Annotated in this window: 25 protein-coding genes; 9 read left to right on the top strand and 16 right to left on the bottom strand. The window is 72.5% G+C overall.

Annotation, left to right across the window (positions count from 1 at the left end):
- The first annotated feature begins 12 nt into the window (after positions 1-12).
- Positions 13-1,740, top strand: coding sequence for a CHAP domain-containing protein (locus tag BLV76_RS12065; protein WP_139306559.1), 1,728 nt, complete (start codon positions 13-15; stop codon positions 1,738-1,740).
- On the opposite strand, the gene BLV76_RS12060 is transcribed toward BLV76_RS12065, so the two are convergent.
- From BLV76_RS12060 to guaB, 3 genes are all read right to left on the bottom strand, one after another.
- Positions 1,730-2,365 (bottom strand): TetR/AcrR family transcriptional regulator, encoded by a 636-nt coding sequence (locus BLV76_RS12060; RefSeq protein ID WP_175539649.1) that lies wholly within the window; start codon positions 2,363-2,365, stop codon positions 1,730-1,732. The two genes, BLV76_RS12065 and BLV76_RS12060, sit on opposite strands and share 11 nt — an antisense overlap.
- Positions 2,366-2,649: 284 nt before the next feature.
- A complete protein-coding gene (locus BLV76_RS12055; protein ID WP_175539648.1) occupies positions 2,650-4,632 on the bottom strand; it encodes a PPC domain-containing protein in 1,983 nt (660 codons plus the stop codon).
- Positions 4,633-4,799: 167 nt separating this feature from the next.
- Positions 4,800-6,302 (bottom strand): IMP dehydrogenase, encoded by a 1,503-nt coding sequence (gene guaB / locus BLV76_RS12050; RefSeq protein ID WP_090969347.1) that lies wholly within the window; start codon positions 6,300-6,302, stop codon positions 4,800-4,802.
- A gap of 48 nt (positions 6,303-6,350) precedes the next feature.
- On the opposite strand from guaB, the gene BLV76_RS12045 reads away from it, so the two are divergent.
- The gene (locus BLV76_RS12045; RefSeq protein WP_090969346.1) at positions 6,351-7,883 is read left to right on the top strand and encodes a hypothetical protein; all 1,533 of its coding nucleotides are present in this window, start codon (positions 6,351-6,353) and stop codon (positions 7,881-7,883) included.
- A gap of 27 nt (positions 7,884-7,910) precedes the next feature.
- On the opposite strand, the gene BLV76_RS12040 is transcribed toward BLV76_RS12045, so the two are convergent.
- Both BLV76_RS12040 and BLV76_RS23095 read right to left on the bottom strand, forming a co-directional pair.
- Complete coding sequence (locus tag BLV76_RS12040; RefSeq protein WP_090969345.1) at positions 7,911-8,777, bottom strand: glycoside hydrolase family 16 protein; 867 nt, start codon at positions 8,775-8,777, stop codon at positions 7,911-7,913.
- Positions 8,778-8,865: 88 nt separating this feature from the next.
- Positions 8,866-9,237, bottom strand: coding sequence for a GNAT family N-acetyltransferase (locus tag BLV76_RS23095; RefSeq protein ID WP_245734647.1), 372 nt, complete (start codon positions 9,235-9,237; stop codon positions 8,866-8,868).
- Positions 9,238-9,246: 9 nt separating this feature from the next.
- Here BLV76_RS23095 and BLV76_RS23090 point away from each other — a divergent pair, with 9 nt between their 5' ends.
- A complete protein-coding gene (locus BLV76_RS23090) occupies positions 9,247-9,489 on the top strand; it encodes a hypothetical protein (RefSeq protein WP_245734646.1) in 243 nt (80 codons plus the stop codon).
- 420 nt (positions 9,490-9,909) lie between these two features.
- On the opposite strand, the gene groL is transcribed toward BLV76_RS23090, so the two are convergent.
- Together groL and groES are read right to left on the bottom strand one after the other, a co-directional pair.
- Positions 9,910-11,532 carry a chaperonin GroEL gene (gene groL, locus BLV76_RS12030; protein ID WP_090969344.1) on the bottom strand — a complete coding sequence of 541 codons (1,623 nt, stop codon included), beginning with the start codon at positions 11,530-11,532 and terminating at the stop codon, positions 9,910-9,912.
- Positions 11,533-11,637: 105 nt separating this feature from the next.
- Complete coding sequence (groES, locus tag BLV76_RS12025; protein ID WP_056605525.1) at positions 11,638-11,931, bottom strand: co-chaperone GroES; 294 nt, start codon at positions 11,929-11,931, stop codon at positions 11,638-11,640.
- A 201-nt stretch (positions 11,932-12,132) separates the two neighbouring features.
- Between groES and BLV76_RS12020 the strand changes: the two genes are divergently transcribed.
- Positions 12,133-13,323 carry a class I SAM-dependent methyltransferase gene (locus tag BLV76_RS12020; protein WP_090969343.1) on the top strand — a complete coding sequence of 397 codons (1,191 nt, stop codon included), beginning with the start codon at positions 12,133-12,135 and terminating at the stop codon, positions 13,321-13,323.
- Here the strand turns inward: BLV76_RS12020 and BLV76_RS12015 are convergent.
- On the bottom strand, positions 13,320-15,113 hold the full coding sequence (locus BLV76_RS12015) for a glycoside hydrolase family 3 protein (protein WP_090969342.1): 1,794 nt from the start codon (positions 15,111-15,113) through the stop codon (positions 13,320-13,322). The two genes, BLV76_RS12020 and BLV76_RS12015, sit on opposite strands and share 4 nt — an antisense overlap.
- A gap of 188 nt (positions 15,114-15,301) precedes the next feature.
- Entirely contained in the window at positions 15,302-15,604 is a 303-nt protein-coding gene (locus BLV76_RS12010) for a GNAT family N-acetyltransferase (RefSeq protein WP_217630326.1), read from the bottom strand.
- Between the two features lie 367 nt (positions 15,605-15,971).
- On the opposite strand from BLV76_RS12010, the gene BLV76_RS12005 reads away from it, so the two are divergent.
- Positions 15,972-16,634, top strand: a complete 663-nt coding sequence (locus BLV76_RS12005) for a helix-turn-helix domain-containing protein (RefSeq protein ID WP_090969341.1) — start codon at positions 15,972-15,974, stop codon at positions 16,632-16,634.
- Between the two features lie 63 nt (positions 16,635-16,697).
- Here BLV76_RS12005 and BLV76_RS12000 read toward each other — a convergent pair whose 3' ends face one another.
- Both BLV76_RS12000 and BLV76_RS11995 read right to left on the bottom strand, forming a co-directional pair.
- Positions 16,698-17,318 carry an MBL fold metallo-hydrolase gene (locus BLV76_RS12000; RefSeq protein WP_090969340.1) on the bottom strand — a complete coding sequence of 207 codons (621 nt, stop codon included), beginning with the start codon at positions 17,316-17,318 and terminating at the stop codon, positions 16,698-16,700.
- Positions 17,315-18,433 carry an S-(hydroxymethyl)mycothiol dehydrogenase gene (locus tag BLV76_RS11995; protein ID WP_090969339.1) on the bottom strand — a complete coding sequence of 373 codons (1,119 nt, stop codon included), beginning with the start codon at positions 18,431-18,433 and terminating at the stop codon, positions 17,315-17,317. The genes BLV76_RS12000 and BLV76_RS11995 overlap by 4 nt, the downstream gene beginning before the upstream one ends.
- A 162-nt stretch (positions 18,434-18,595) precedes the next feature.
- Between BLV76_RS11995 and BLV76_RS11990 the strand changes: the two genes are divergently transcribed.
- A complete protein-coding gene (locus tag BLV76_RS11990) occupies positions 18,596-19,189 on the top strand; it encodes a SigE family RNA polymerase sigma factor (protein WP_090969338.1) in 594 nt (197 codons plus the stop codon).
- Complete coding sequence (locus BLV76_RS11985; RefSeq protein WP_090969337.1) at positions 19,186-20,418, top strand: WD40 repeat domain-containing protein; 1,233 nt, start codon at positions 19,186-19,188, stop codon at positions 20,416-20,418. Before BLV76_RS11990 ends, BLV76_RS11985 begins: the two co-directional genes overlap by 4 nt.
- Before the next feature lie 9 nt (positions 20,419-20,427).
- On the opposite strand, the gene BLV76_RS11980 is transcribed toward BLV76_RS11985, so the two are convergent.
- On the bottom strand, positions 20,428-21,045 hold the full coding sequence (locus BLV76_RS11980) for a hypothetical protein (RefSeq protein WP_139306558.1): 618 nt from the start codon (positions 21,043-21,045) through the stop codon (positions 20,428-20,430).
- Between the two features lie 3 nt (positions 21,046-21,048).
- A complete protein-coding gene (locus BLV76_RS11975) occupies positions 21,049-21,675 on the bottom strand; it encodes a hypothetical protein (RefSeq protein ID WP_139306557.1) in 627 nt (208 codons plus the stop codon).
- A 95-nt stretch (positions 21,676-21,770) separates the two neighbouring features.
- Between BLV76_RS11975 and BLV76_RS11970 the strand changes: the two genes are divergently transcribed.
- Together BLV76_RS11970 and BLV76_RS22545 are read left to right on the top strand one after the other, a co-directional pair.
- Positions 21,771-22,178 (top strand): hypothetical protein, encoded by a 408-nt coding sequence (locus BLV76_RS11970; protein ID WP_090969334.1) that lies wholly within the window; start codon positions 21,771-21,773, stop codon positions 22,176-22,178.
- A 3-nt stretch (positions 22,179-22,181) separates the two neighbouring features.
- Positions 22,182-23,621, top strand: a complete 1,440-nt coding sequence (locus BLV76_RS22545) for a hypothetical protein (RefSeq protein ID WP_090969333.1) — start codon at positions 22,182-22,184, stop codon at positions 23,619-23,621.
- 86 nt (positions 23,622-23,707) lie between these two features.
- On the opposite strand, the gene tsaD is transcribed toward BLV76_RS22545, so the two are convergent.
- Genes tsaD through tsaB form a run of 3 tightly spaced genes read right to left on the bottom strand, consistent with a single transcriptional unit; the run spans position 23,708 to position 25,837 of the window.
- Positions 23,708-24,754 (bottom strand): tRNA (adenosine(37)-N6)-threonylcarbamoyltransferase complex transferase subunit TsaD, encoded by a 1,047-nt coding sequence (gene tsaD / locus BLV76_RS11960; protein ID WP_090969332.1) that lies wholly within the window; start codon positions 24,752-24,754, stop codon positions 23,708-23,710.
- Complete coding sequence (locus BLV76_RS22540; protein WP_175539647.1) at positions 24,747-25,202, bottom strand: GNAT family N-acetyltransferase; 456 nt, start codon at positions 25,200-25,202, stop codon at positions 24,747-24,749. The genes tsaD and BLV76_RS22540 overlap by 8 nt, the downstream gene beginning before the upstream one ends.
- Positions 25,199-25,837, bottom strand: a complete 639-nt coding sequence (gene tsaB / locus BLV76_RS11950; protein WP_090969331.1) for a tRNA (adenosine(37)-N6)-threonylcarbamoyltransferase complex dimerization subunit type 1 TsaB — start codon at positions 25,835-25,837, stop codon at positions 25,199-25,201. Before tsaB ends, BLV76_RS22540 begins: the two co-directional genes overlap by 4 nt.
- Positions 25,838-25,846 lie beyond the last annotated feature (9 nt).

Here is a 25,846-nt window from a genome sequence, read left to right as displayed (position 1 = left end):
ACCGTCGAGGACGTGGGGAATACGGGGAAGCGGCTCCGTGGTGCGTGGCCGCGACGGATGATCGTGCGCCTGCTCGCGACCGCTTGCATCGCGGGCGGGCTGTGGGGCGCCTCCGTCGCGACCGCGCACGCCGACGACGACTACCCCTACGCCGGTCTGGGCCAGTGCCCGATCGTGGCGCCCGCGCCGGTCGAGCCGACGCCCACGCCGACTCCCGGGAAGCCCGGCACGCCCGGCAGGCCCGGCGACGCCGGGAAGCCCGCCGCGACCGAGGCGTCGGCTCCCGAGCCGGTGCTCGACCCGGTCTCCGGGCACCTCTACGACCCGCGGGGCCCCAGGCCGACGTGCGCGCGCCGGGTCTGGGCGATCGACGGCTCGATCGGCGACCCGTGGGGCTTCGTGCTCCGCAACTGCACCAGCTTCGTGGCGTGGCGCCTGCACGAGCGCAACGGGATGACCTCCTTCAGCAACTCCCTCGGCGGCCAGCACTGGGGCAACGCGGAGAACTGGGACGAGGTGGCCCGCCGGCTCGGCTACCGCGTCGACCGCGTGCCGGCGATCGGCGCCGTCGCGCAGACCGACGACGGCAGCGTCGGCCACGTCGCCTGGGTGAGCGCGATCGGCCCCGGCACGGTGACCGTCGAGGAGTACAACCACGCCACGCCCGGTGGCTACGGCACGCGCACCGTCCCGGTCGGCGACTTTCGCTACCTCCACCTCGACGACGTCGCACCGTCGCCGCTCGTCGGCTCCGACCGGCCCGTGGTCTCCGTCGCCGACCGGCTCGGCGAGTCGTGGACGGCCCGTGTCGACGGCCGCGGCACCCTCTGGGTCGCCCGCCCCGGCAGGCCGGCCCGGGTCGTCGGACCGCGCCGGGCCTTCTCGCCCGTCGTCGCGCCGGCGCTGACCCTCGACCGGCGTGGGCTCCCGTGGGTCGCGGCGACCACGCGCACCGGTCGCGTGCTGGCCGGCACCACCCGCGGCAACCGGCTCGTCCTCCGACCCGTCGGCACCTCTGCCACCACGGCGAGCCCGGCCGTCACGCTGTCCCGCACCGGTCGCCCGGTCGTCGCCACCGTCTCCGCGACCGGCACCCTGACCACCCGCCGGCTCACCCGGCAGCGACGGTGGAGCCGGCCGGATCGGGTCGGGCGCCCCGGCTCGTGGGCCACCCACACCGCCCCCGTGCTCGGCCGCGACCGTGCCGGTCGCACGCTGCTCGTCGCGGTCGGCCGCACCGGGTCGACCTACGCGCTCACGCTCGGGCGCGGCAGGCTCGTCAAGCTGCCCGGCGCCGCCGCCTCGATCACCTCGACCCCGGCCCTGACCAGCACCGGCGACGGCACGGCCTGGCTGCACCAGGTCACCGCGAGTGGCACGCTCGTCGTGCGCTCCCTCACCGGCCAGCGCTGGGGCCGCGCGCGGGTGCTCGACGGCAGCTGGTCGCCGTACGCCTCCCCCGCCGTCGGCGAGGTCGCCGGCCGCCTCTACGTCGCGGCCGTGGACGTGACGGGCGCCCTCCGCGTCCGTCCGGGACTGCCCGGGATGCCGTCGCGGCTGCCCGGCCGGGTGCGGTCGACGGGTGACCCGACCCGCTCGCCCGGGCTGGTGACGCGCCACAACGACGGGGTCTACGTCGTCGCCGACCGCGGGTCGAGGACGTCGTCGCGGCTGCTCACCCGACCGGCGGCCGCCGTGATCGGCCGGACCGCGCCGAAGCGCGCGGGCTTCACGCCCTGACGGGGCGCACCGCGTCGTCGATCGCACGGCGCAGCCACGTCGCGTAGCGCTCGCTGGTCCAGCCGCGGTGCGGCACCAGCGTCAGGTAGGTCTCGGCGCGGGTCAGCACGTAGACCACGTCGACGGCGTCGGGGTGCAGCGGGCCGGTCGCGACGTGTCGCACCAGGTCCTGCGTCGCGACCAGGTGACCGTCCCGGGCGGCGTCGAGGATCACGCGCATGCGCGGGTCCTGGTCGGCGCCCTGGATCATCACCGGCACGAACGGTGCCATCGGCTCGAGCGAGGCGACGACGAACGCGACCACCCGGTCCAGCCGCACCTCGCGGTCGGGCTCGTCCTCGAGGTGCAACGCGGCGAACGCCTGCGGGAGCGGGAGCCCCCGGTTGAAGCTCCGCGACCGCATGGCCGCCATCAGCAGCTCCTGCTTGCCGCCGAAGGTCTTGCTCACCAGCTCGGGTGAGACCCCGGCCTGCGCAGCGACCGTCGCGATCGTCGTCGCGCGCCACCCCTGGACGGGGAAGAGCTCCGCGGCGGCGTCGACGACGCGCTGACGACGCGTCTCCGCAGCGGCACGACGGCCGCTGGCGTCGTACGACCGACGCGTCGGCGCGTCCGGGTCCTCCACGCGACCGACCCTAGGCCACGTCACGCGGTCCGCCGTCGACGCTGGCCCGGTGGGCCAGCGTCGACGCGAACGCATCGACCGGGCTGGGATTCCCTGACCGTCGCCCCCGCGACGGCACACCGTGCCCCACGCACGGCCATTCCGGCCTCCCCCATTTGGATACGAGGACACCGTATTCAAAAGTGGGGACGCAGCGCAGTCGATCCAGCCCTGGTCTGGACCGGTGCGCCACGGCGCGGTCACCCGTGCGGGTGACCGCGCCGCTCCTGCTGGGGTCTACGGGGTCAGCGACCTGCGTAGGCCCACGAGGTGACGTTCTCGGTGTCCTCCTCGTGCGTGAAGCCCTCCACCGGGGAGTAGGTGTCGACGACGAACTCGATGTTCTCGTCGTCCGCCGTGCCACCCACGCCGTCCGGGCCCACCCCGTAGAGGTTCTGCCCGAAGTTCGCGCCGCCGGAGTCCATCATGTTGTGGACGTCGTTGGCGTTGTCGGTGTGGTAGTTGCCGATCGTGTGGCCCACCTCGTGGGCGGTCACGTTGGCCACCGCCTGGGAGACGAACTTGATCTTGTCGCTCGCCGCGGTGATGTAGGAGTTGAGCGAGTACGCCGATCCCGCCGGCTCGCTGAGCGAGTCGAGCAGCACGATCGCCTCGTCCTGGTGGCCGAAGTTGCCCGGGTCGATGTACTGCGCGATCCCGATCGTGTTGATGCCGGTCTCGGCGACCGTGCCCGCGACGTAGATGCGCGAGACGTTCTCCTGGCCGATGAGGTCCTCGTTGCCACGGGCGTTGAGCACGTCGACGTTGACCGCGGTGTTGGTGCCGGCGATCTCGGCCTGGAGGTTCGCCCGGACCTGGTTGATGATCCGGTTCTCGACCTTGCGGGCGTCGGTGCGGGCGATGCCCCACAGGGGGACGAAGGAGGCGAACGGCGTCACGTTCACCACGCCGGTGCCGCCCCAGGTCGCGCTGTTGACCCGTCCGGGGGCGAAGTCGAGCAGCACGGTCTGCCGGCGACCGCGGTCACCCTGGGTGCCGGGACGGTAGCCCTCGACAGTGACGTCGTAGGAGCCGACGGCGCCGGACACCTCGATGGCATACCAGCCCGCCTCCTCCGCGACGTAGGCCACGGTGGTGTTGCCGCCGCCGGGCAGCGGCGAGGTGGGCGGGTAGAGCGAGGAGGCGTCGGTGCCGACGCCGCCGACCCGCTCCTCACCGCTGGGCGTGGTGATGGTCAGGCCGTTGGCGACCCCGTTGGCGACGCCGCCGATGGTGTCGCCCGGGCGCAGGCGCACGGAGTAGAAGTCGTGGTCGACCTGCTGCACCGAGATGGCCAGCGCGTAGTCGCCCTCGTCGGCCAGGCCGTTGCCGCTGCCGGAGTCGAAGGGGTCGTTGGGGAGGGGGCCGAAGAAGTCGAAGCCAGCGACCAGGACGTAGTAGTCGCCCGGCGCCTCCGGCGTGTAGGCCAGGTTGCTGAGCGTGCCGGTGCCGCCGTCGTCGTCGGCCGCGAGCGGCGTCCCCTCGGCGTCGTAGACCGCGAGGATGGTGTCCAGGCCGGTGGGCGTGCCCTCGGTGTCGGCCAGGATCGACTGGCCGGCCGCGACGGTGACCTTGTAGAAGTCGAAGTCGTTGCTGCCGTCGCCCGTGATGCTGCCGTGCGGGCCGTCGCCGAGGACGGAGGTGGTGGTGACGGCGCCCGAGCCGTCGATGCCGGTGTCGGTCGCCAGCGTGATCGAGCCCTGGTCCTCCTCCGTCGTGATCGCCGTCGGCGCCTCGCCCGCGAGGTCGGCGAGCTCGCCGAGGATGCGGACGCGCGGGTTCTTCGCGGCGGCCGTGCCGAAGCCTGTGATCGGCTCGGCGTTGCCGGTGGAGTCGTTGGACCCGGCGCTCCCGGCCGGCTCCTCCTCGTCGTGGACGAACGCGGGCGGGAGCACCGAGGCGGCGGCCTTGCGGTTGGCGCTCAGCTTGGCGGAGCCGGCGCGCTGGTCGGCGGCGTCGTGCATCCGCTTGTTCCAGGTGAAGTAGTCGGCGTCGGTGACGTCCTTCATGTTCGCCAGCCAGGGGTTCGGCGTGACCGCTCCCTTGGCGAGGCCCTGGGTGGCGTCGGCCGATCCCTTGGGTGCGACCTGGATGCCGAGGTCGAGCGCCTGCTGCTGTGCCGGCGTCAGGGCCTGGTCGTCACCGGCCGCTGCACCGGAGATGGCCGCTGGAGCGACGAGGCACGCGGCGGCTGCGACGCCGACCGCGGTGGAGATGGTTCTGCGCATGCGGGTGTTCCCTCCCGAGATGGAGATGCGGACCGAGGCCTGGCTCTCGTACATCTGGAAGGTCGTGCATGAGCAGGGCCCCGAATCCCTGAGAGGCCGACGCTAGACCTGCTTCGCGTCCGCGTACAGATACCGAAGGACGGTTTCTCCTCGGACCGTGGAAGGTCTCAGCTGCCCGAGTAGTTGGGCGCCTCGACGGTCATCTGCACACCGTGGGGGTGGCTCTCCTTGAGCGAGGCCGAGGTGATCCGGACGAACCGGCCCTTGTCCTGGAGCTCGGGGATGGTCCGAGCACCGACGTAGAACATCGACTGGTTGAGCCCGCCGACGAGCTGGTGGGCGACCGCCGACAGCGGTCCGCGGTAGGCGACCTGGCCCTCGATGCCCTCCGGGACGATCTTGTCGTCGCTGGCGACCTCGGCCTGGAAGTAGCGGTCCTTGGAGTACGACTTCTTGCCGCGGCTGCTCATCGCGCCCAGCGACCCCATGCCGCGGTAGGACTTGAACTGCTTGCCGTTGACGAAGACCACCTCGCCGGGCGACTCCTCGCACCCGGCGAGCATCGAGCCGACCATCACGGCGTCGGCGCCGGCGACGAGCGCCTTGGCGATCTCGCCGGAGTGCTTCATCCCACCGTCCGCGATGAGCGGGACGCCGGCCGGCCTGGTGGCCAGCGACGCCTCGTAGACGGCGGTGACCTGCGGCACCCCGACGCCGGTGACGACGCGGGTGGTGCAGATCGAGCCGGGACCGACGCCGACCTTGACCGCGTCGGCGCCCGCGTCGACGAACGCCTGCGCGCCCTCGCGGGTCGCGACGTTGCCGCCGATGACCTGCACGTGCTTCGTGGCCGGGTCGGTCTTGAGGCGCTTGACCATGTCGAGCAGGAGGTGGACGTGGCCGTGCGCGGTGTCGGCCACCAGCACGTCGACGCCGGCCTCGACCAGCGTCGTGGCCCGCTCCCAGGCGTCGCCGAAGTAGCCGATGGCCGCGCCGACCAGCAGCCGGCCGTCGGCGTCGTAGGACGCGTGCGGGAACTGCTCGCCCTTGACGAAGTCCTTGACCGTGATCAGGCCGGCGAGTCGGCCCTCGCCATCGATCAGCGGGAGCCGCTCGCGCTTGTGCGCGCGCAGCAGGGCGGTGGCGTCCTCGCGGGAGATGCCCTCGGGGCCGGTGATGAGGCCCTCCGCGGTCATCACCTCGGTGACCTTGGTGGTCGCCCACTCCGCGACCGGGGTGAAGCGCAGGTCGCGGTTGGTGATGATGCCGAGCAGGTGGTTGTCGACGTCGACGACCGGCAGGCCGGAGACGCGGTACTCGCCGCACAGGCGGTCGAGCTCCTCGAGCGTCGCGTCGGGGCCGATGGTGACGGGGTTGGGGATGATCCCGGTCTGGGTGCGCTTGACCAGGTCGACCTGGCGGGCCTGGTCCTCGATCGAGAGGTTGCGGTGGAGCACGCCGATGCCGCCCTCGCGGGCCATGGCGATCGCCATCCGCGACTCGGTCACGGTGTCCATCGCGGCGCTGATCAGCGGCACCCGGATGGAGATCTCGCGCGTGAGGCGGGTGGTGGTGTCGATGTCGCTGGGGGCGAGGTCGGACTCCCCCGGCAGCAGGAGCACGTCGTCGTAGGTGAGGCCCAGGGCCGCGAACTTCTCAGGGATCTCCACCCCCCTGATCCTACCGGCGGGCCATGGGTGCTCTGGAACAGTGTCTGGATGGGGTTCACGCGCGTGGTCTGGGTCTCGGCGACCGCCGCGTTGGTCGCTCGCTTCCCCTCCCTGCTGTGGCCGCTGCGCCCGGACGAGGCCGGCTTCCTCATGGTCGCGCGGACCTGGCACCCGGCCGCCGACTCGGTCTACGGCCACCACTGGGTGGACCGGCCGCCGCCGATCATCGCGCTGCTGAAGCTGACTGACTGGGCGGGCGGTCCGTACGCCCACCGGCTGGTCGGCGCGATCGGTTGCGTGGTCCTCGTGGTCGCGGCGGCCGGGGCCACTCGCGAGCTGGCGCGGAGGATGGGCGTGGTCGACGACCACGAGAGGCAACGGCTCGCCGGTTGGGTCGCGGTGGCGACGGCCGCCATGGTCGGGAACGCACAGATCGACGCCGTGGCCGCCAAGGGAGAGCTGTTCGGCCTGCCGCTGGTGATGGGGTCGTGCTGGCTGGCCCTGCGCGCCGTGCGCAGGGTCTCGGCGGCGGACGCCTTCTGGGCCGGCCTGCTGGCGATGCTCGCCATCGGGATGAAGCAGAGCATCGTCGGCGGGCTGGTGTTCGGTGGCGTGCTGCTCGTCGGCTCCCTCGTCGCCCGCCAGCTCTCCCGCGCGGCGGCACTGCGCTGCGCCGGCGCGGCGGTCGCGGGGGCTCTCGTCCCGGTGCTCGTGGTGGTCGGCTGGGCCGTCGTGGTCGGCGTACGGCTCCAGGAGCTCTGGTACGTCACGGTCGGCTTCCGCTCCGACGCCAACGCGGTGATCGCCAGCCAGCAGTCCGACGGCCCGACCAGCCGGATCCTGACGCTGGTGCTGGTGTTCGTCGGCGCCGGCATGCTGTTCGTGACGCTGTGGTTCGTGGCCCGGCTGCCCGCGCTGCTGCGCCGCGACGCGGTGGCGGTCCTCGCGGTCCTCGCGATGCTGGCCGTCGACCTGGTGGGCGTCGCGGTCAGCGGGAGCTTCTGGACGCCGTACCTCTTCGTGCCCGTCGCGCCCTGCGCGCTCGCCCTCGCCGCGCTCGTCGCCCACGACCGGCTCGCGCCGGTGCGGCGGCGACCCTCCGCGCTGCTGGTCGCCTTCGCCGTGGCCTCGTCGGTGTTCTCACTGGTCGGGTGGAGCGGCGCCTGGGTGCACGGCCGCGTGCCGGTCGAGGCCCGGACCGGGGAGGCGATCGCCGCGGCCTCCTCCCCCGGCGACGACGTGATCGTCTACGGCGGCCGGGCCGACATCCAGTGGTCGGCCGGGATGCGGTCGCCGTACCCCTACCTGTGGTCGCTGCCGATGCGCACCCTCGATCCCGACCTGGACGAGCTGCGCTCGGTGCTCACCGGTCGTGATGCGCCCGCGTGGGTCGTCGAGGCGACCGCGATCAACGCGTGGAGCGAGATCGGCACGAAGCCGATCGAGGACCACATGCTCGCGAGGTACGACTACGTGGCGGCCGCGTGCGGTCGCTACCGGATCTACCACCTCAACACCACCGAGCCGGTCGAGGTCGACGTGGACTGCACGACGCCCTACCGGACCATCTGGGGCCGGTAGGGCGTCGCGGGGTGAGGGTGGTGCCGGTCAGTTGGCGTAGACGCGGACGTAGTCGACCTTCATCTCCTGCGGGAGCACGGTGCTGCCGTCGGGGTAGCCGGGCCACTGGCCCCCGACCGCGACGTTGAGGATGAGGAAGAACGGCTTGTTGAAGACCCACTCGTTGCCGCCGACCCGCGAGCGGTCGATCGTCTGGTAGTTCACGCCGTCGACCGACCAGGTGATCGAGTCGGGTCGCCAGTCGATCGCGAAGGTGTGGAAGGTGTCGGCGAAGGACCAGCCCTGCGGGTGCATGTACTGGCCGGTGATGCCGGCGCCGCCGGAGTAGCCCGGTCCGTGGATCGTGCCGTGCACGATGTGCGGCTCGTATCCGACGTTCTCCATGATGTCGATCTCGCCGGCCTGCGGCCACTGGACTCCGGGCAGGTCGCCGCCGAGCATCCAGAAGGCGGGCCAGATGCCCTGGCCGCGCGGGATCTGGATCCGCGCCTCGACCCGGCCGTACTGCGCCTCGAACTTGTCGTTGGTCTGCAGCCGCGCCGAGGTGTAGCCGTCACCCTCGCGCCTGGCGGTGATGACGAGGTTGCCGGCACCGTCGAGGGCGGAGTTGGCGCGCGAGTCGGTGTAGTTCTGGAGCTCGCCGTTGCCCCACCCTCCCCCGCCGAGGTCGTAGTTCCAGACCGCGCCGTCGGGCGCGGCACCTGCCGGGCCGTCGAACTCCTGCTGCCACACGATGTCTCCCGGCGCGAGCTGGGCGCCTGCGGTGCCGGTCACGATCTCACGGGCGGGAGCGGCCGACGACGGAGGTGCGACGGCCATCGTGGTGAGGGCCGCCGCGGCGAGCGCCAGGGCGAGCGGGGCGGCGTGGGTGCGTGCGAGGTGCCACATGGGCATGCATCTCCTGAGGTCTGGGCCGGGACCCCGAGTGGCCCGGCTCCATTCCTCGACAGTAGGACTGTCATCGCCGAGGCACCACGACGGATTAGTACGCGCTCCTTACCAACGGCGTGATCGGGATCCGCACCGTCAGGTCGTCGGTGCCCATCCGGATCCGCCCGCGCAGGCCGCTGCCGAGGACGAGCGGCAGGACGGCCGAGTTGTCGGCCGCGGTGCGTACGACGACCTCCGACACGTTGCTCGTCCGGGCCGCGCGGGTCGCCTCGAGCAGCAGCTTCGAGCCGATGCTCCGGCGACGCCAGGCGGGGTCGACCTCGAGCTCGAGGAGCCACGCGCCCTCCTCGTCGGGAGTCCAGGTGGCCGCGCCGATCGTCCTGCCCGCGACCGTGGCGGTGACCGCGGTCTCCGAGGTGGTGAACACCGGGCCCTCGTCGACGGTCGTGTCGGGGTCGGGCACGGCCGGCTCGTGCTCGGCGGCCGCCAGCACGTCGGTGACGAGCTCGGCCAGCGCCGTGCCGCGCGCGTGCTCGGCCGCGGTGAAGGGGCCGTGCGCCGCAGCTGGACCAGCACGTCGCCGATCTCGAGGTCCATCGCGTCGAGCACCGGGTCGAGCCCACCGGCCGGGTCGGCCTCGGCGTCGAACAGCTGGGCGACCACGTCGGGGAAGCCGGCCGGGTGCGCCAGGATGCTGCGCGCCGCCAGGACGTAGCGCGTGGGCTGGTCGGCCAGCGCCGCCTCCGTGCACGGCAGCACGCTGACCCGGCTGCCGCCCGCCCGCTCGACCAGCTCGGCCAGGTCGGCGAGCTCCCAGGTGTCGGGCGTGCGCAGCACGAGCTCGTCGGTGACCCGGTCGATCCCGGGGAAGACCTGCAGTCCGAGGATGTTCACCCCGGCCGAGCCGCAGGCCATGGCCAGGTCCGCAAGGGCACCGGGACGGTCCTCCAGCGTCGTACGCACTCTCCACAACATGCCCTGATCGTGCCTCAAGGATGTTTCAAGAGGTAGTGCGACGCGTAACGCCGGCGTCACAGCAACGAGGCCCGCACCGGGGTCCCGGTGCGGGCCTTGCTGGTGAGTCTCTGGGCGACTCAGGTGCGAGTCAGGTGCGACTCAGGTGGAGCGGCTGCGGTCAGTGACCGTGGCCGTGCCCGTGTCCGCCGCCGGCGGCGGGCTCCTCCTCCTCGGGCTTGTCCACGATCAGCGTCTCGGTCGTGAGCAGCATCGCGGCGATGGAGGTCGCGTTGACCAGCGCCGAGCGGGTGACCTTGACCGGGTCGAGGACGCCCTGGGCGACCAGGTCGCCGTACTCGCCGGTGGCGGCGTTGTAGCCGTTGCCGACGCCGAGCTCGCGGACCTTGGCGGTCACGACGTAGCCGTTCTCGCCGCCGTTCTCGGCGATCCAGCGCAGCGGCTCGTCGGCGGCCTTGCGGACCACGCGGACGCCCGCGGCCTCGTCACCGGTCAGGCCGAGGTTGTCCTCGAGCACCGACACGGCGTGGATGATCGCGGAGCCACCGCCGGGGACGATGCCCTCCTCGATCGCGGCGCGCGTCGCGGAGACGGCGTCCTCGATGCGGTGCTTCTTCTCCTTGAGCTCCACCTCGGTGGCGGCGCCGACCTTGATCACGCAGACACCGCCGGCGAGCTTGGCGAGGCGCTCCTGGAGCTTCTCGCGGTCCCAGTCGGAGTCGGTGTTCTCGATCTCGGCCTTGATCTGGTTGACCCGGCCCTCGATCTGGCCCTGGTCGCCCGAGCCCTCGACGATCGTGGTGTTGTCCTTGGTGATGACGACGCGACGCGCCTGGCCGAGGACCTCGAGGCCGACCTGGTCGAGCTTGAGGCCGACCTCGGGAGCGACGACCTGGCCACCGGTCAGGATCGCGATGTCCTGCATCATCGCCTTGCGGCGGTCGCCGAAGGCCGGGCTCTTGACCGCGGCGACGTTGAACGTGCCGCGGATCTTGTTGACGACCAGCGTCGAGAGCGCCTCGCCGTCGACGTCCTCGGCGAGGATGAAGAGCGGCTTGCCGGTCGCGATGACCTTCTCGAGGACCGGGAGCAGCTCCTGGATCGAGGAGATCTTGCCCTGGTGGAGAAGGATGTAGGGGTCGTCGAGGACGGCCTCCATCGACTCCGGGTCGGAGACGAAGTAGGCCGAGATGTAGCCCTTGTCGAACTGCATGCCCTCGGTGAACTCGAGCTCGGTGCCCATGGTGTTGGACTCCTCGACCGTGATCACGCCGTCCTTGCCGACCTTGTCGAAGGCCTCGGCGAGCAGGTCGCCGATGTGGCTGTCGCGGCTGGAGATCGTGGCGACGGAGGCCATGTCCTCGCGGGACTCGACCTCGCGGGCGGCCTCGCGCAGCGCGTCGCCGACGGCCTCGGCCGCGGCGTCCATGCCGCGCTTGAGGCCCATCGGGTTGGCGCCGGCCGCGACGGCACGGAGGCCCTCGTGGACCATGGCCTGGGCCAGGACGGTCGCGGTGGTGGTGCCGTCACCGGCGACGTCGTTGGTCTTGGTGGCCACCTCCTTGGTGAGCTGGGCACCGAGGTTCTCGAACGGGTCGTCGAGCTCGATCTCGCGCGCGACGGTCACACCGTCGTTGGTGATCGTGGGGGCTCCCCACTTCTTGTCGAGGACGACGTAGCGGCCCTTGGGGCCGAGCGTCACCTTGACGGCGTTGGCGAGGGCGTCGACGCCGCGCTCGAGGCTGCGGCGGGCGTTCTCGTCGAACTCCAGGATCTTGGGCATCTGGATGTGCTCCTAGGAAAGTTCTGGGTGAAAGGGTTTCGCCCGGGCGTCATGGCCGGTGGTCGCCGGAGCAACCGTCGGCCATGACGCACCGGGCGAAGAAGATCAGGAAACGACAGCGAGGATGTCGCGGGCCGACAGGATGAGGTACTCCTGGCCGGCGTACTTGACCTCGGTGCCGCCGTACTTGCTGTAGATGACCTTGTCACCGACCGCGACGTCGAGCGGGACGCGGTTGCCGTTGTCGTCGATGCGACCGGGACCGATCGCCACGACCTCGCCCTCCTGGGGCTTCTCCTTGGCCGTGTCCGGGATGACCAGGCCGGAGGCGGTGGTCTGCTCGGCTTCGAGCGTCTGGACGACGATGCGGTCCTCGAGGGGCTTGATGTTGACCGACACTTCGGATCAACCTCCACTTTCTCTGCAGAGACGTACTTCAGGGACGTGGGCTCGCGGTCCGGGCGGCACGCCGTCGCGGGGGTCGTGCCAGGCTCGCGAGCATTGGCATTCTCAGGGTGAGAGTGCCAGCACAGACGCTAGCACTCACCCCAACCGAGTGCCAGACCGAGCCCGTTGCGGGCACCCTGACAGGATGCCCCCGTGGAGATCGGGACGCTGGACTGGCTGCGCACGACCGAGGGCGGTCGGCTGCTGGTCCACGCCGCCCAGGCGTGGGCCGACCACCCGCGGGACCCGGTGCGGGTCGCGAGCGTCGTACGCCGCCTCGAGCCCGACGCCGAGAAGGCCGCGGCCGCCACGACGCAGGTCCGGCTGCGCGAGAAGGCCGTCGCCAAGTTCGGCGAGTCGGCGCGGCTGATGTTCTTCACCCCCGACGCGCTCGAGCAGGCCACCCGCGCCCGGGTCGCCGACCACCGCGCGGCCCGGCTCGCGGCCGCGATCCCCGGAGGCAGCGTGATCGACCTCGGCTGCGGGATCGGCGGCGACCTCCTCGCCTTCGCGCGCGCCGGCCTCGTCGCCGCCGGCATCGACCAGGACCCGGTGCGGGTCGCGATGGCCGCGGCCAACCTCGAGGCGCTCGGCCTGGCGGGAGCCGTCCAGGTCGGTGACGCGACCACGATCGACCCGAGCGGCTTCGGCGCCGCCTTCGCCGACCCGGCCCGACGCGGAGGACGCGGGCGGGTCTTCGATGTCGAGGGCTGGACCCCGCCGTGGCCGTGGGTGCTCGACCTGCTCACCCGGCGCGCGCTGGTCAAGGTGGCGCCGGGCATCGGCCACGACCTCGTTCCGGCGGGCGCCGAGGCCGAGTGGGTCAGCGACGGCGGCGACGTCAAGGAGGCGGTCATCTGGTCGCCCGGCCTCTCGACGACTGACCGTCGGGCCACCGTCATCGGCGAGGGCGGGCTCGCGACGCTGACCGACGAGGACGCTCCGGCGCTGGGCGAGGGCGGCGTGCACGTCCGCGACGTGGGCTCCTTCCTCTACGAGCCCGACGGGGCGGTGATCCGGGCCGGCCTGGTCACCGCCGTCGCCGCCGGGGTCAACGGCGGCCTCGTCGACGAGCACATCGCCTACGTCACCAGCGACGAGTCGTTCCGTACCCCGTTCGCGCGCGGCTACCGCGTCGTCGAGCACCTCCCCTACCGGGAGAAGCAGCTGAGGGCGGCGCTCCACGAGCGCGGGATCGGCCGGCTGGCGATCAAGAAGCGCGGAGTGCAGGTGGTGCCCGAGGAGCTGCGCAAGCGGCTCGCGCTCAAGGGCGACAACGAGGCGACCCTCGTGCTCACCCGCGTGTCGGGGCAGGGCACGGCGTTGCTGGTCGAGCCCTTCTAGCACCCGTCGCGCGACACCCCGGCCACCTCGACCGGGAGGTGGCCCGGCGCCGTCGCCCGCCCGAGCAGGACCTCGACGAGCGCCTGCATCGCGGCGGGAGTGTCGCCGTAGGTCGCGATCCGCGTCGGGGCGCCGACCCTGCCGAGCACCCACGGGGTGTCGGTCGCGACGGCGATGGTGCCGTCGACCGGGGCGTCGTGGTAGCCGGAGAAGCCGATCTGGGTCCCCGCGGCGACGCGGGCGTCCTCGCGCGCGGTCCAGCGGCCGAGCCGGACCTCACGCCGCGCCTCGGCCCTCCGCCACGCCTTCGTCCGCGCCTTGAAGTGCTTCCTGCCCTCGTGCTTCCTCCGCTCCGGCCTGGGCGCGGCGGTGGCCAGCCCCGGCGGGGTCGATCGGCGCAGGAGGACCGTCAACCCGGCCTCGCGAGCCGCGGTCGCGAAGGTGCCGACCGCGCCGGAGTCGCCGTAGGCGTGGACGGCGTCCTCGACCAGCCGCCCGTTGCACGCGCCGTCGGTGACGGTGATCGCGGCCGCCGACAGGGCCCGCGAGGCCGCGCGGGCCTCGCCGACCGGCGTGCCCGGGGCGCCGACGAGATGGGTGAGCAGGGCGATCTGCCGGGCCGCCGACTGCTCGAGGCGCTTGCGGGTCAGCGTGCCCGATCGCACGGCCTTCACGAGCGCGGTGCGGGCGAGGGCCGGCGACGCCGGCATCAGGAGCACGTCGGCGCCTGCGCGCATGGCCTGCACGGCTATCCGACCGGCGTCACGGCCCTTCGTCACGCCTGTCATCTCGAGCGAGTCGGTGACCACCAGGCCGTGGAAACCGAGCCCGTCGCGCAGCAGCCCGGTCGTCACCTTCCTCGACAGCGACGAGGGCACCCGCGGGTCCACCGCGCGCACGTCGAGGTGGCCGACCATGACGGCCGGGAGCCCGGCCTCGACGGCGCTGCGGAACGGCACCAGGTCCGTCGCCTCGAGCTCCTTCACGGACTTGGTCTGGACGGGGAGGGTGAGGTGGCTGTCGGCCGGCACCGAGCCGTGGCCCGGGAAGTGCTTGATGACCGGCAGCACGCCCGCCCCGCTGAAGCCGTTCGCGGCCGCCACCACCTGCCCGGCCACGGTCGTCGGTCGCGACGACGCCGAGCGGGACCCGATCGTGGGGTCCCCCGGTCCGGAGGTGACGTCGGCGTCGGGGGCGAAGTCGACGGTGAAGCCGAGCCCCCGCAGCTCTCCCCCGCTGGCGGCATAGGCCTGCTGCGTCAGCGCCGGATCACCGGCTGCCCCGGCGCTCATGAAGGCGGGGAACCGGGTCGCCGCGCGGCGGAGCCGCTCGACCACGCCGCCTTCCTGGTCGACGCCGAGGAAGAGCGGGTACTTCCGCCGCACCTGGCGGGTCAGCGCGGTGTTCACGGCCTTGATCTGCCGGGCCGAGACGACGTTGGAGTCGAAGGCGATCACGCCGCCGAGGTGCAGGTCGCGCACCATCCTCACGGGTGCCGACGTGCCGCTCCAGTCCGCGACGATCACCTGCCCGGCGAGGTCGGGGAGCCGCATCCTCGCGACGATCCGGGCCGCCCGGTCGAGCTCGGCACGGTCGGGCCCCCACCCCTCGGTGAGCCCGAGCTCCTCCGACGGCGTCCTCGGCGCCTCCTGTGCGCTGGCGGGACTCGCGGCGTCGCTCGCGGGCGACGCGTCGGACTCACTGCCGGCACCGCCGTCGCACGCCGCCAGGGTCACGACGAGGGCGGCGGTGGCGAGCAGCGCCGTCAGCCGGGTCGTGGTGGGGGGCATCGGGTCATGGTGGCACGGCCCGGTGACAGCCACACGTCAGCGCCCGTGGCGGTCGACCCGCTCCCACGGCCACGCGGCCGCCAGCCAGTCGGCCACCGCGTCGGCGAGCGGCACGTCGAGCTCCGCCCGGTCGGCGCGCACCCAGGACCGCACCTGCGCGTCGTGGTCGGGCTCCTTGCTCGGGTAGACTAGACGCAGCCGATGACCTCGTCCGTCGTCGGGTCGAGCACGGTGAAGGTGAAGCCGGTGCGGTCGACGAAGTCCTGCGCGTGGCGGGTCAGGTCGGCCAGGTTGTCCTCGGCGCTCATGCCGTCGAGCGGCGGCCAGCTCCACTTCTCGAACCCGGTCGTCCCGCGGATGTGGTGGATGCTCGACGTCCAGGCAGCGAGGTCGGAGTCGTTGTGCTGCGGCCCGAGCGGCTCCAGCCTGAACCCGTCCCCGGTGAGCTCTCGCGGGCCCTCGAACTCCTCCGGCACGAACACGTCAGTCATGCGCCGAGCCTAGGACGCCCACGCCCCGCGCACTCACCAATTACCGGGCGCTCGGACCTGAGTCCCTCGGAGACTCAGGTCGTGCCAACGTGCCTCAGACCCGCTCCGCGCCGCGCTGGGACCTGAGTCTCCTGGCGACTCAGGTCCGAGTGCGGCGAGGGGCGTGCTGGCGAGCGAGCGGGGTGATGGCCTCAACATCTGTACGGCTCGACGCCCCGCGGGCCACTTCGGCGCCCCCAGCCTGTGGACGAGCCCCGGCTGTGGAGGACGACCCCTGTCTTGTCGGTGCCCCGTCGTGTGATCGGAGCACAGCGCACGAGCCGACCAGGGCCGTGCCGGACGAGAGCAGGACGAGAGCAGGCGAGGCATGTCGACAGTAGCGATGCGGGGGCCGGCGACGACGCGGCTCCGGACCGGGCCGGGCACCGGGCTGGAGGAGGACACGACGCTCGACTGGGAGCGGATGGAGGGCTGGACCACCGAGGAGGTCGAGTGGTGGTTGCTCGGACCCTTCGACGGGGAGATCCCTGGACTCGTGCGCCGGGTCAGGAGGATCCTGGATGTCTCGCAACGTGGCCTGGCCGCGCTCATCGGCGTGTCCCAGTCGGTGGTCGCGCGCTGGGAGACCGGGCGGACGAGCCCGCGGGCGGCCGTGCTGATGCGGCTGCTCCGGATGGCGAAGGTGGTCGCGGAGTTCCATCACGAGGACTCCGGCCAGGAGGTCGAGCCGATGCGGGACGACGGTGCGCGCGACCGCGCCGGGCGGCGCTTCCCCGCACACGCCGACCCGAAGGTGACCGGGTGGTGGGCGCCGCGGGACTCCCTGTCCGACGGGAGCTGGCCGCGCTGGTCGGAGCTCTCGCGCCGGAGGGAGGCCCCGGCCGTGAGGTATCACCTCACGAGGTGGAAGCGGATCCTGCGCAGCGTCCACGGCGTCCCGGTCGACCACGCGAGCGACCAGCAGAACCTGGCGGAGGCGATCCACCTCGACGAGGTGAGGGAGGAACGCCGACGCCGGCGGGCCGCATGACGGTGCGGACCGCCGGCGTGGGAGGAGCCGGAGCGGGAGGAGCTGGTGTGGGACGAGCAGCCCTCAGACGTTGGCCTTCTCGGCCCCGATCGTGGTGTCGGGGCCGTGCCCGGTGTGGACCACCGTGTCGTCCGGCAGCTCGAAGAGCCGCGCGCGGATCGAGTCCTTGATCAGGTCGGCGTCGCTGTAGGACCGACCCGTGGCACCCGGACCGCCCTCGAACAGGGTGTCGCCGGTGAAGACGCAGCCGAGGTCGTGGACGTAGAGGCATACCGCACCCGGCGCGTGGCCGGGCGTGTGGATCACCTGCACGGCCGCCCCACCGATGGTGAGGGTCAGGCCTTCGGAGAGGTCGACGTCCCACAGCTCGGCACCCGGCTCGTCGCCACCGTGGGTCAGCTCCCACAGCGGCCGGTCGTCGGGGTGAAGCAGGATCGGGGCACCGGTCGCGACCCGCAGCGCCGGCGCGACGCGGACGTGGTCGTCGTGGGCGTGGGTGCACACGATCGCCTTCACCGTCCGGCCGGCGACGACCTGCAGGATCGCGTCGACGTCGTGCGGGGCGTCGATGACGAGGCACTGCTCGTCGTCGCCGATCACCCAGACGTTGTTGTCGACCTGGTGGGTCTCCCCGTCGAGGCTGAAGGTCCCCGAGACGACCGCGTGGTCGACCCGCGCGGTCACAGGACCACGACCGAGCGCAGCACGTTGCCGTCGTGCATGGCCGAGAACGCAGCCTCGACGTCGCCGATGCCGATCTCCTCGGTCACGAAGGCGTCGAGGTCGAGCCGACCCTGCTGGTAGAGGTCGACCAGCATCGGGAAGTCGCGCGAGGGCAGGCAGTCGCCGTACCAGGACGACTTGAGCGACCCGCCGCGGCCGAAGACGTCGATCAGCGGGATCTCGGGGATCTTCATGTCCGGCGTCGGGACGCCGACGAGCACGACGGTGCCGGCGAGGTCGCGCGCGTAGAACGCCTGCTTCCAGGTCTCGGGGCGACCGACCGCGTCGATCACGACGTCGGCGCCGCCCTCGTGGCCCGTGCCGTCCGGCGGCGGGGTCAGCGACCGGATCGCCTCGACGGCGTCCACCTCGGAGGAGTTGACCGTGTGCGTGGCGCCGAGCTTGCGCGCGTTCTCCAGCTTCCGGTCGTCGATGTCGACGGCGATGATCTTCGCCGCCCCCGCGAGCGCAGCACCGGCGATCGCGGCGGCACCCACGCCGCCACAGCCGATCACCGCGACCGTCGAGCCACGGCCCACGTTGCCTGTGTTGATCGCGGCACCGAGGCCGGCCATCACGCCACAGCCGAGCAGGCCGACGGCGGCGGCGCGGGCCGACGGGTCGACCTTCGTGCACTGGCCCGCCGCGACCAGGGTCTTCTCGGCGAAGGCGCCGATCCCGAGTGCCGGCGAGAGCTCCGTGCCGGCCAGCTCGCCCTCGGCGAGCGTCATCTTCTGGGTCGCGTTGTGGGTCGCGAAGCAGTACCACGGCTCACCCCGGTCGCACGCCCGGCAGCTGCCGCACACCGCTCGCCAGTTCAGCACCACGAAGTCGCCCGGCTCGAGCCCGGTGACGTCCGCACCCACGCTCTCCACGACGCCGGCCGCCTCGTGCCCGAGCAGGAACGGGAACTCGTCGTTGATCCCGCCCTCGCGGTAGTGCAGGTCGGTGTGGCACACGCCGCAGGCCTGGACCTTCACCACCGCCTCCCCCGGACCGGGGTCCGGGACGTTGATCGTGGTGAGCTGCACCGGCTCGCCCTTCTTGAGAGCGACCACGGCCTTGACCTGCTGCATCGATGCCTCCTGTACGACGACTGGCCCCGCGAACCGCGGAGTCGCGACGAGCCTCCCAAACAGATGCAACCCCCGTCGACCCGGCCGCGTCCTCATCCCGACACGCCACCGCAGAAGCCGCTCACCAGCGGCCGACGAGCCGAAGGGAGGTGGATCGTGGGCATGGCACTCATCGACGGAACAGGACAGGGTCACGACGTGGCACGCGCGGACGGGCAGACGGACAGGCAGACGGACAAGGACGCCGACTTCTCGGCGTACATGTCGGCGCGCCAGCCTGCCCTCTACCGGACGGCGTACCTCCTCGCCGGCGACCACGCCGGCGCCGAGGACCTGCTCCAGAACGCCTTCGCGAAGCTCTACCTCTCGTGGGACAGGATCCGCGACCCGCAGGCGCTCGACGGCTACGTCCGTCGCGTGATGGTCAACGAGAACAACTCCCTGTGGCGTCGCGCCTGGAAGCGTCGCGAGCACGCCACCGACCCGACCACGGGGGCGATGCCCGAGACCGGCGTCCACGACGAGTACGACGACGGGATGGGCGGCGTGCTGTGGTCGTTCGTCCAGACCCTGTCGCCCAAGCAGCGTGCCGTGATCGTCCTGCGCTACTACGAGCAGCTCAGCGAGGCCGAGATCGCCGACGTCCTGGGCATCTCCCCCGGGACGGTGAAGTCCCAGGCCAGCCGCGCCCTCGCTGCGCTGCGTGCCCGCGCCCCCCACTCCCTCAACCCCCACGAGTCCGGAGACGCACGATGAACGAGACTCCCCTCGAGGACCAGGTCCACGACGCGCTGCACCGCCGGGCCGACGGCGTCCAGCGTGCCCCCTTCGACGTCACCGACGTCCGCACCCGCGCCCGCCGGATCCAGCGCCGGCGCACCGCGACCGTGGTCGCCAGCGTCGCGGCAGTGCTGGCGATCGCGGTCCCCGTCGGCGTCACGATGGTCGGCTCCGCCCAGCGCAGCGACGTGCCTCCCGCACCCCAGCCACCGCCCGCCGTCGCCAGCGGCACCATCCGCGTGGACGCCCGCAGCGCCCCCGTCGAGGGAGGCCCGGGAGTGCCGATGATCAACGTCGTCGAGCCGACGTACGTGGACGGTGACGAGTCGATCCCCCTGCCCGAGGCGTACGACTCGCTGGTGCCCTACGGCGACCGCTGGATCGCGACGGTCAACGTGGAGGGCGACCAGACGGTGCAGGTCCTCGACGCCGACTTCCAGCCGGTCGACGGCGACGGGCGTCCCACGACCGGTCTGACGGTCTCGGCCGACGAGTCGCGCATCGCCTGGGCGGAGTACGACGGATCCCGCTGGGTCGTCGTCGACCGCGCCGCCGACGGCAGCCGGGAGGACCGGCGCACCGAGCTGCCGCCGGCCCCGGAGGACGCCCGGGTGACGACCGTGGGCTTCGTGTCCGACACCGAGGTGCTCGCCAGCCGCACCGATCCCGTCGACTACTCGCTGTCGACGTTCGTCGTGGACGGTTCCGGCGCCTCGGACCTTCCCGGGGTCGTGCGCCCGTGGGCCGCCTCCGCAGCGACCGGGATGGCGGCCGGGGTCACGCGCGTGAAGGCCGACAACTCGTCGTGCTCGGCCGTCGTCGACGCCCGCGCCCGCACCGGGGAGCCGCTCTGGAGCACCTGCGAGCACACCCTGGTCTCCTTCAGCCCCGACGGCGCCTACGTGGTCGGCTTCGCCAACTACCTGACCGGCGACGGCTCTCCCACGCTCGCGATCCTCGACGCGGCCACGGGCGAGGAGGTCATCGACTTCGACCTCGTCGGCCCCCGCCTCGGCATCCGCGGGATCCACGAGGTCGCCTGGGAGGACGACGGGTCGATGCTCGCGACGCTGGTCAGCGGCAGTGACCAGTTCGTCGTACGCCTCGGGCTGGACGGCACCGTCGAGCGCGTCGACGTGGACCTCTCGGGGGTCGATCCCGGCGTCGTCCCGATCAAGTTCGCCGCGAGCCAGGCCGGGACCTGAGGCGGGACGTCAGCCGACGTCGGGCGTGAAGGTCGCGAGCAGGCTGTCCATGACGCCCTGGAACTCCTCGTCGCTCAGCGGCACCTTCGGGTTCCCGACCCGGGTGATCCGGATCAGCCACGCACCGTTGAGGAACATCACGCCGTAGTAGTGGATCTCGTCGCCCTGCGTGGCGGAGGTGTCGAGGACGTGCCAGGCGTTGTACTTCCCGCCACCGATGACGACGTCGTCCTGCCGCTGGGCCACCTTCTTGCCGCCGTGGTCGGCGACGAACTCCTTCGCGAACGCGTCCAGGGAGGCGGGAGCCGACAGGTCGGGCGAGAAGGACACGGCGGTCCTCCGGTCGCTGTAGCCCTGCAGGATGCCGTAGTCGGCGTAGCGCTTGTAGGTCGACAGCGCCCGCATGGTGGCGCCGGGCACCTTGATCAGCTTGCCGTCGGCCGGCTCGACCGTCGGGGTGGTCGACGTCGGCACGGGTGAGGGCGGGGCCGACGAGGTCGCCTCCGAGCCGGACGACGGCTCGTCGGCCGGGTCGTCGGCCGACGACTGGCACCCGGTGGCCGCCAGGAGCACCGCGAGGCAGGCCGACACGGCGAGGCGAGTGCTTCGCGGTCGCTGGGACGTCATCGATCAGCCTTCCGTCCGGGGACTCTCGTAGGACGCGATCACCGATTCGAGGACCGCGAGCGTCTTCTCCTCCGCCACCCGCTCGGGCATCTCCACCTCGACCTTCACGACGTACCCGGCGTCCCACAGCCCGACGGCGTGCGTGACGCCGTGCCGGTCGCGCACCACGTAGTGGTACGCCGTCAGCCCACCCATCACGGTCGTGGGCTGGGCCTCGTAGCCCTCCGGCTTGCGGCTGCGGGTCCAGAAATACTTCTCCGCCTGCCTGAGGGACAGCTGGTCGCCGCCGGTCCCGGCGGCACTCAGCATCACCGACCCGCTGTCGTCGTCCTCGGCCATGTCGACCACGATCGTGTCGTAGGTCTGGACCCACGTCTTCGGCGCGTTGACCTTGATGCCCTCGACGTCGAGCTGCGGCCCGGTCGCCGGCTCGACGGTGGGCGTCGGGTCAGCAGGCGTCGTCGACGGGCTCGGCGACGCACTGGTCGAGGCACTGGTCGAGCTCGTGGGGACGTCCCCGTCCGACCCGTCGGCGGACGCGGTGCCCTCGTCGCCGCAGCCCGTCACCGCTGACAGCGCGACGGCGCAGGACAGCGCGGCGAGCCGACGACGGTTCCCCCGAGCAGTCATGGCGGCGAGCCTAGCGTTCGACCGTTGATGCTCCGGGCGAGAGTTCCTCGATCTAGAGTGGTTTCGGTTCTGTGATCAGGGGGAAAGGACAGACCATGCTGCCGCTTGAGGACCGAGAGCTGCTCACCCAGACGATGGTGGGCCTCAACGTCGACGCCGACACCATCCAGTCGCTCATGGACTCCTTCGACATCGCTGCCGAGGACCTCGAGGCCAATCCGATCCCGGCCGTCCCGAGCACCACCTTCGGTGAGTCCTACACCGGTGGCTACCGGCTCGCGACCAACGTCGACATGGCCCACGTCGCCGTCCGCGAGGAGCTGGCCAAGATCATCGCCGGGCTGCGCCAGATGGGCGAGTCCGTGCAGCTGTTCAGCGAGGACGTCCAGAACACCACCGAGCAGACGACCGCGACGATGAACCTCTACAACGCCGGTGTGTCCTGCGTCGCCGCCCCCGACTTCGGCACCGACCAGTGCACGATCCCCACGGACGAGGGCTGAGGCATGACCAAGGGACCCAACCGCCAGGTGCTCGACAGCTATCTCGACACCGCGCAGGAGGGCCGGCTCAAGACGGCCGGCGAGCAGTGGAAGCAGAAGGCCACCGACCTCCAGACGCTGGCCGACGCGCTGTCCAAGGCCGCTGAGCAGGCCGAGCTCCGCATCGGCGAGCAGACCCTCACCGGACCTGCCGTGCGTGCCGGCATGGAGAGCTCGTCGACGTCGCTCAAGGCGAAGTCCGAGCAGCTCCACACCGCCGGAGAGGCGCTCAAGCAGGTCGGCCAGCAGATCGACGACACCCGCACCACGCGCGACAGCCTCGCCGACCTCGGCGAGAAGCCGCCGGCCTACCAGGCCCCTGCCAACACCACCGGCGTGCCGCCGACGCAGGAGGAGATCTCCGCCCAGGCCGCCGCCTCGCAGGCGCGGCAGAACGAGCGGAGCGCCTGGCAGTCGGACTACGACAAGCAGGAGGCGAAGTCCCTCGCCCTCACCAAGCAGATGGACGCCGCCTTCCTCGGCGCCATCCCGCCGATGAAGGACATCCACGGCCAGTCCGACCCGACGGAGCCGCCGCCCAACGTGCCGTCCGGTCCGCAGGGTCCGCTCCTGCCCGGCGCGGCTGTCCCCCCGAAGGGCCCGGGCGGCGGCGACGACGACGGCGGCGGCAAGGACAAGGACGACGACAAGGGCGGCAAGGGAGACGGGAAGGACGACGGCAATGACGACGGCAAGAACCCGCCGACGACCACGACGACCACCACCACCACGACCACCACCACCACGACGCCGACCACGACCACCACACCGACGACCGAGGTGTCGCACCCGACGCACCCGTCGTCCACGGTGACCGCCACGTCGCAGAGCGGCACCACCTACCAGCCGACGACCGGGTCGGTCTCCGCCCCGGGCGCCACCGGCGGCACCTCGGCGGGTTCGACCGCCGGCGCGTTCGGTGCGGCCGCGGGTGCGGCCGGCGGCGCGGGCGCGATGGGCGGCATGTCGGGCGGTGTCCGGCCCGCACTTCCCGGAGCGTCCGGCAGCACGAGCCCGGCCCGCCCGATCGGGGCGACGGGTCGCTCGGGCAGCGCGGGGGCGCTGTCACGCGCCAGCGGTTCGGCGGGCTCGTCCGCTGCCCGCAGCGGCGCCCCGGGCAGCGCGGCCTCGCGTGGCTCGGCGGGTTCGGCGTCCGGTCGCGGCACCGGCAGCTCGGCCGGTGGCCGTGGCACGGCCGGTGGACGCGGCGCGGCCGGCGGTTCGCAGTCCGGCTCCCGCTCGGGCGGTCGCGGCAGCAGCGGTGCTCGCAGCGGCGGCGCCGGCGGCCAGGGCGGTCGCGGCGGCCGCAAGGGCGAGCGCGACAAGGCAGCGGAGCGCGACAGCCTGGTCTACGACCAGGACTGGCTCGGCGACGACGACGTCGCCCCCGGAGTCCTCGACTGAGGCCACCCCTCGGTCAGGTGAACATGTGGCAGGTCCCCGCTCTCGGGCGGGGACCTTCTTCATGCCACCTGCGGTGACCCGACGGGTCAGGCGACGACGGTCGTGATCGGCAGCGAGCTGTCGGCGGGCAGGTCCAGCAGCGACGGCGTACGTCCGCGCGCGACGAGCTCGGCGCCGAGCGCGGCGACCATGGCTCCGTTGTCGGTGCACAGGCCGGGTCGCGGCACGCGCACCCGGATCCCGGCCGCGGTCGCGCGCTCCTCGGCCATCGCCCGGAGCCGGCTGTTGGCGGCCACGCCGCCGCCGATGAGGATGTCCTCGATACCGCGGCTCGTCGCGGCGTCGATCGCCTTGCGGGTCAGCACGTCGCAGACCGCCTCCTGGAACGAGGCCGCGACGTCGGCCACGTCGATCGTCACGCCCTCGCGCTGCTGGGTCTCGACCCAGCGGGCGACGGCCGTCTTGAGCCCGGAGAAGGAGAAGTCGAACCGGTGCCGCTCGAGGTCGCGCCGGCTCGTCAGGCCGCGCGGGAAGTCGATCGCGACGCTGTTGCCGCTGCGGGCCTGCTTGTCGATGTGGGGCCCACCGGGGAACGGCAGGCCGAGCAGCCGGGCGACCTTGTCGAAGGCCTCCCCCGCCGCGTCGTCGATCGTCGAGCCCATCGGCTCGACGCCGACGGTGACGTCGGTGACCTCGAGCAGGCTGGAGTGCCCGCCGGAGACGAGCATCGCCAGACAGGGCTCGGGCAGCGGGCCGTGCTCGAGCTGGTCGACGGCGACGTGCGCGGCGAGGTGGTTCACGCCGTAGATCGGCTTGCCGAGGCCGATGGCGAGCGCCTTGGCACTGGCCACCCCGACCAGCAGCGCGCCGGCCAGGCCGGGCCCGCTCGTCACGGCGATCGCGTCGATGTCGCTCAGCGCGACGCCGGCAGTCTCCGCGGCCCGCTCGATGGTGGGCACCATCGCCTCGAGGTGCGCACGGCTGGCGACCTCGGGCACCACGCCGCCGAAGCGCGCGTGCTCCTCGACGCTGCTGGCGACCGTGTCGGCGAGCAGGGTGTGGCCGCGGACGATGCCGACGCCGGTCTCGTCGCAGGAGGTCTCGATGCCGAGGACCAGGGGCTCGTCAGTCATGCGAGGTCGCCGTCTCCGCGCGGGCCGCACCGGGCAGCCAGCGGCACATCACCAGGGCCTCGGAGCCGTCGCGGTAGTAGTGGGGTCGTACGTCGATCACGCTGAACTGGCGGGCGACGTAGAAGCCGAGCGCCTCGGAGTTCGTCACGCTCACCTCGAGCAGCATCCGCGACGCGTCGTCGGTGCCGACCAAGAGCTCGTCGAGCAGCCGCGAGGCGATGCCGTGGCGCCGGGCGTCGGGGCGGACCCCGATGCGCAGCAGGTCGACGATGTCGCCGGCCGTCATCGTCACGCCGTAGCCGGAGAGGTCGTCGGCCACCACGAAGCGGCGGCCCGGTCCCTCGATCTCCTGGCGGATCAGCTGCTCGCTCCACGCGTCGAGGCCGAAGAGCTCCTGCTCGAGCGCGGCGAGGGCGGGCAGGTCGGCCAGCACGGCGGGACGGATCACGAGACGGGCTTTCTGGGTGCGCCGGCGACCGCATCGGGACGTCGGAGGTAGAGGGGCTCGGGGTCCAGCAATTCTACGAGCTCGGCGCCCACGCCCGCCGCGAGCCAGCCGGCGCTGGGCCGGGTCGGGGTGATCGCCGTCGGGAACGCGTCGGGGTAGAGCCCGGGCCCCGCTCCGGCGACCGGGGTATCGGTGGCGACGTCGGCCGGCTTGGTGACGACGGGGCCCTCCAGCCGCCGGCCGTCGACGTCGTACGACGCGAGGTAGACCTCCTTGCGCCGGGCGTCGGTCGCGACGAGGAAGCTGCCGCTCGCCGCGCCGGTCTCGACCGCCTCGAGCGCGATCGCGTCGAGGGAGCACACGCCGTAGACCGGGACGTCCAGCACGAAGCCGAGCGTGCGGGCGGTGACGACGCCGACGCGCAGGCCGGTGAACGGGCCCGGGCCGACGCCGACGGCGATCGCGGTGAGGTCCTGGCGCACGATGCCGACCTCGGCCATCGCGCGGGCGATGAGGGGGGCCAGGTGCTCGCCGTGCTTCATCGGCACGTCGGAGGAGTGCTCGACGACCACCCGGTCGCCGTCGTGGAGGGCGACGGAGACGAGCGGGGTCGCGGTGTCGAAGGCGAGGAGCACGGCGTCGAG

This window comes from Nocardioides exalbidus (assembly GCF_900105585.1).
GTDB classification, from domain to species: domain Bacteria; phylum Actinomycetota; class Actinomycetes; order Propionibacteriales; family Nocardioidaceae; genus Nocardioides; species Nocardioides exalbidus.
Note: the sequence above shows the minus strand (reverse complement) of the source record. Positions and strands in the feature narration are given on the sequence as shown.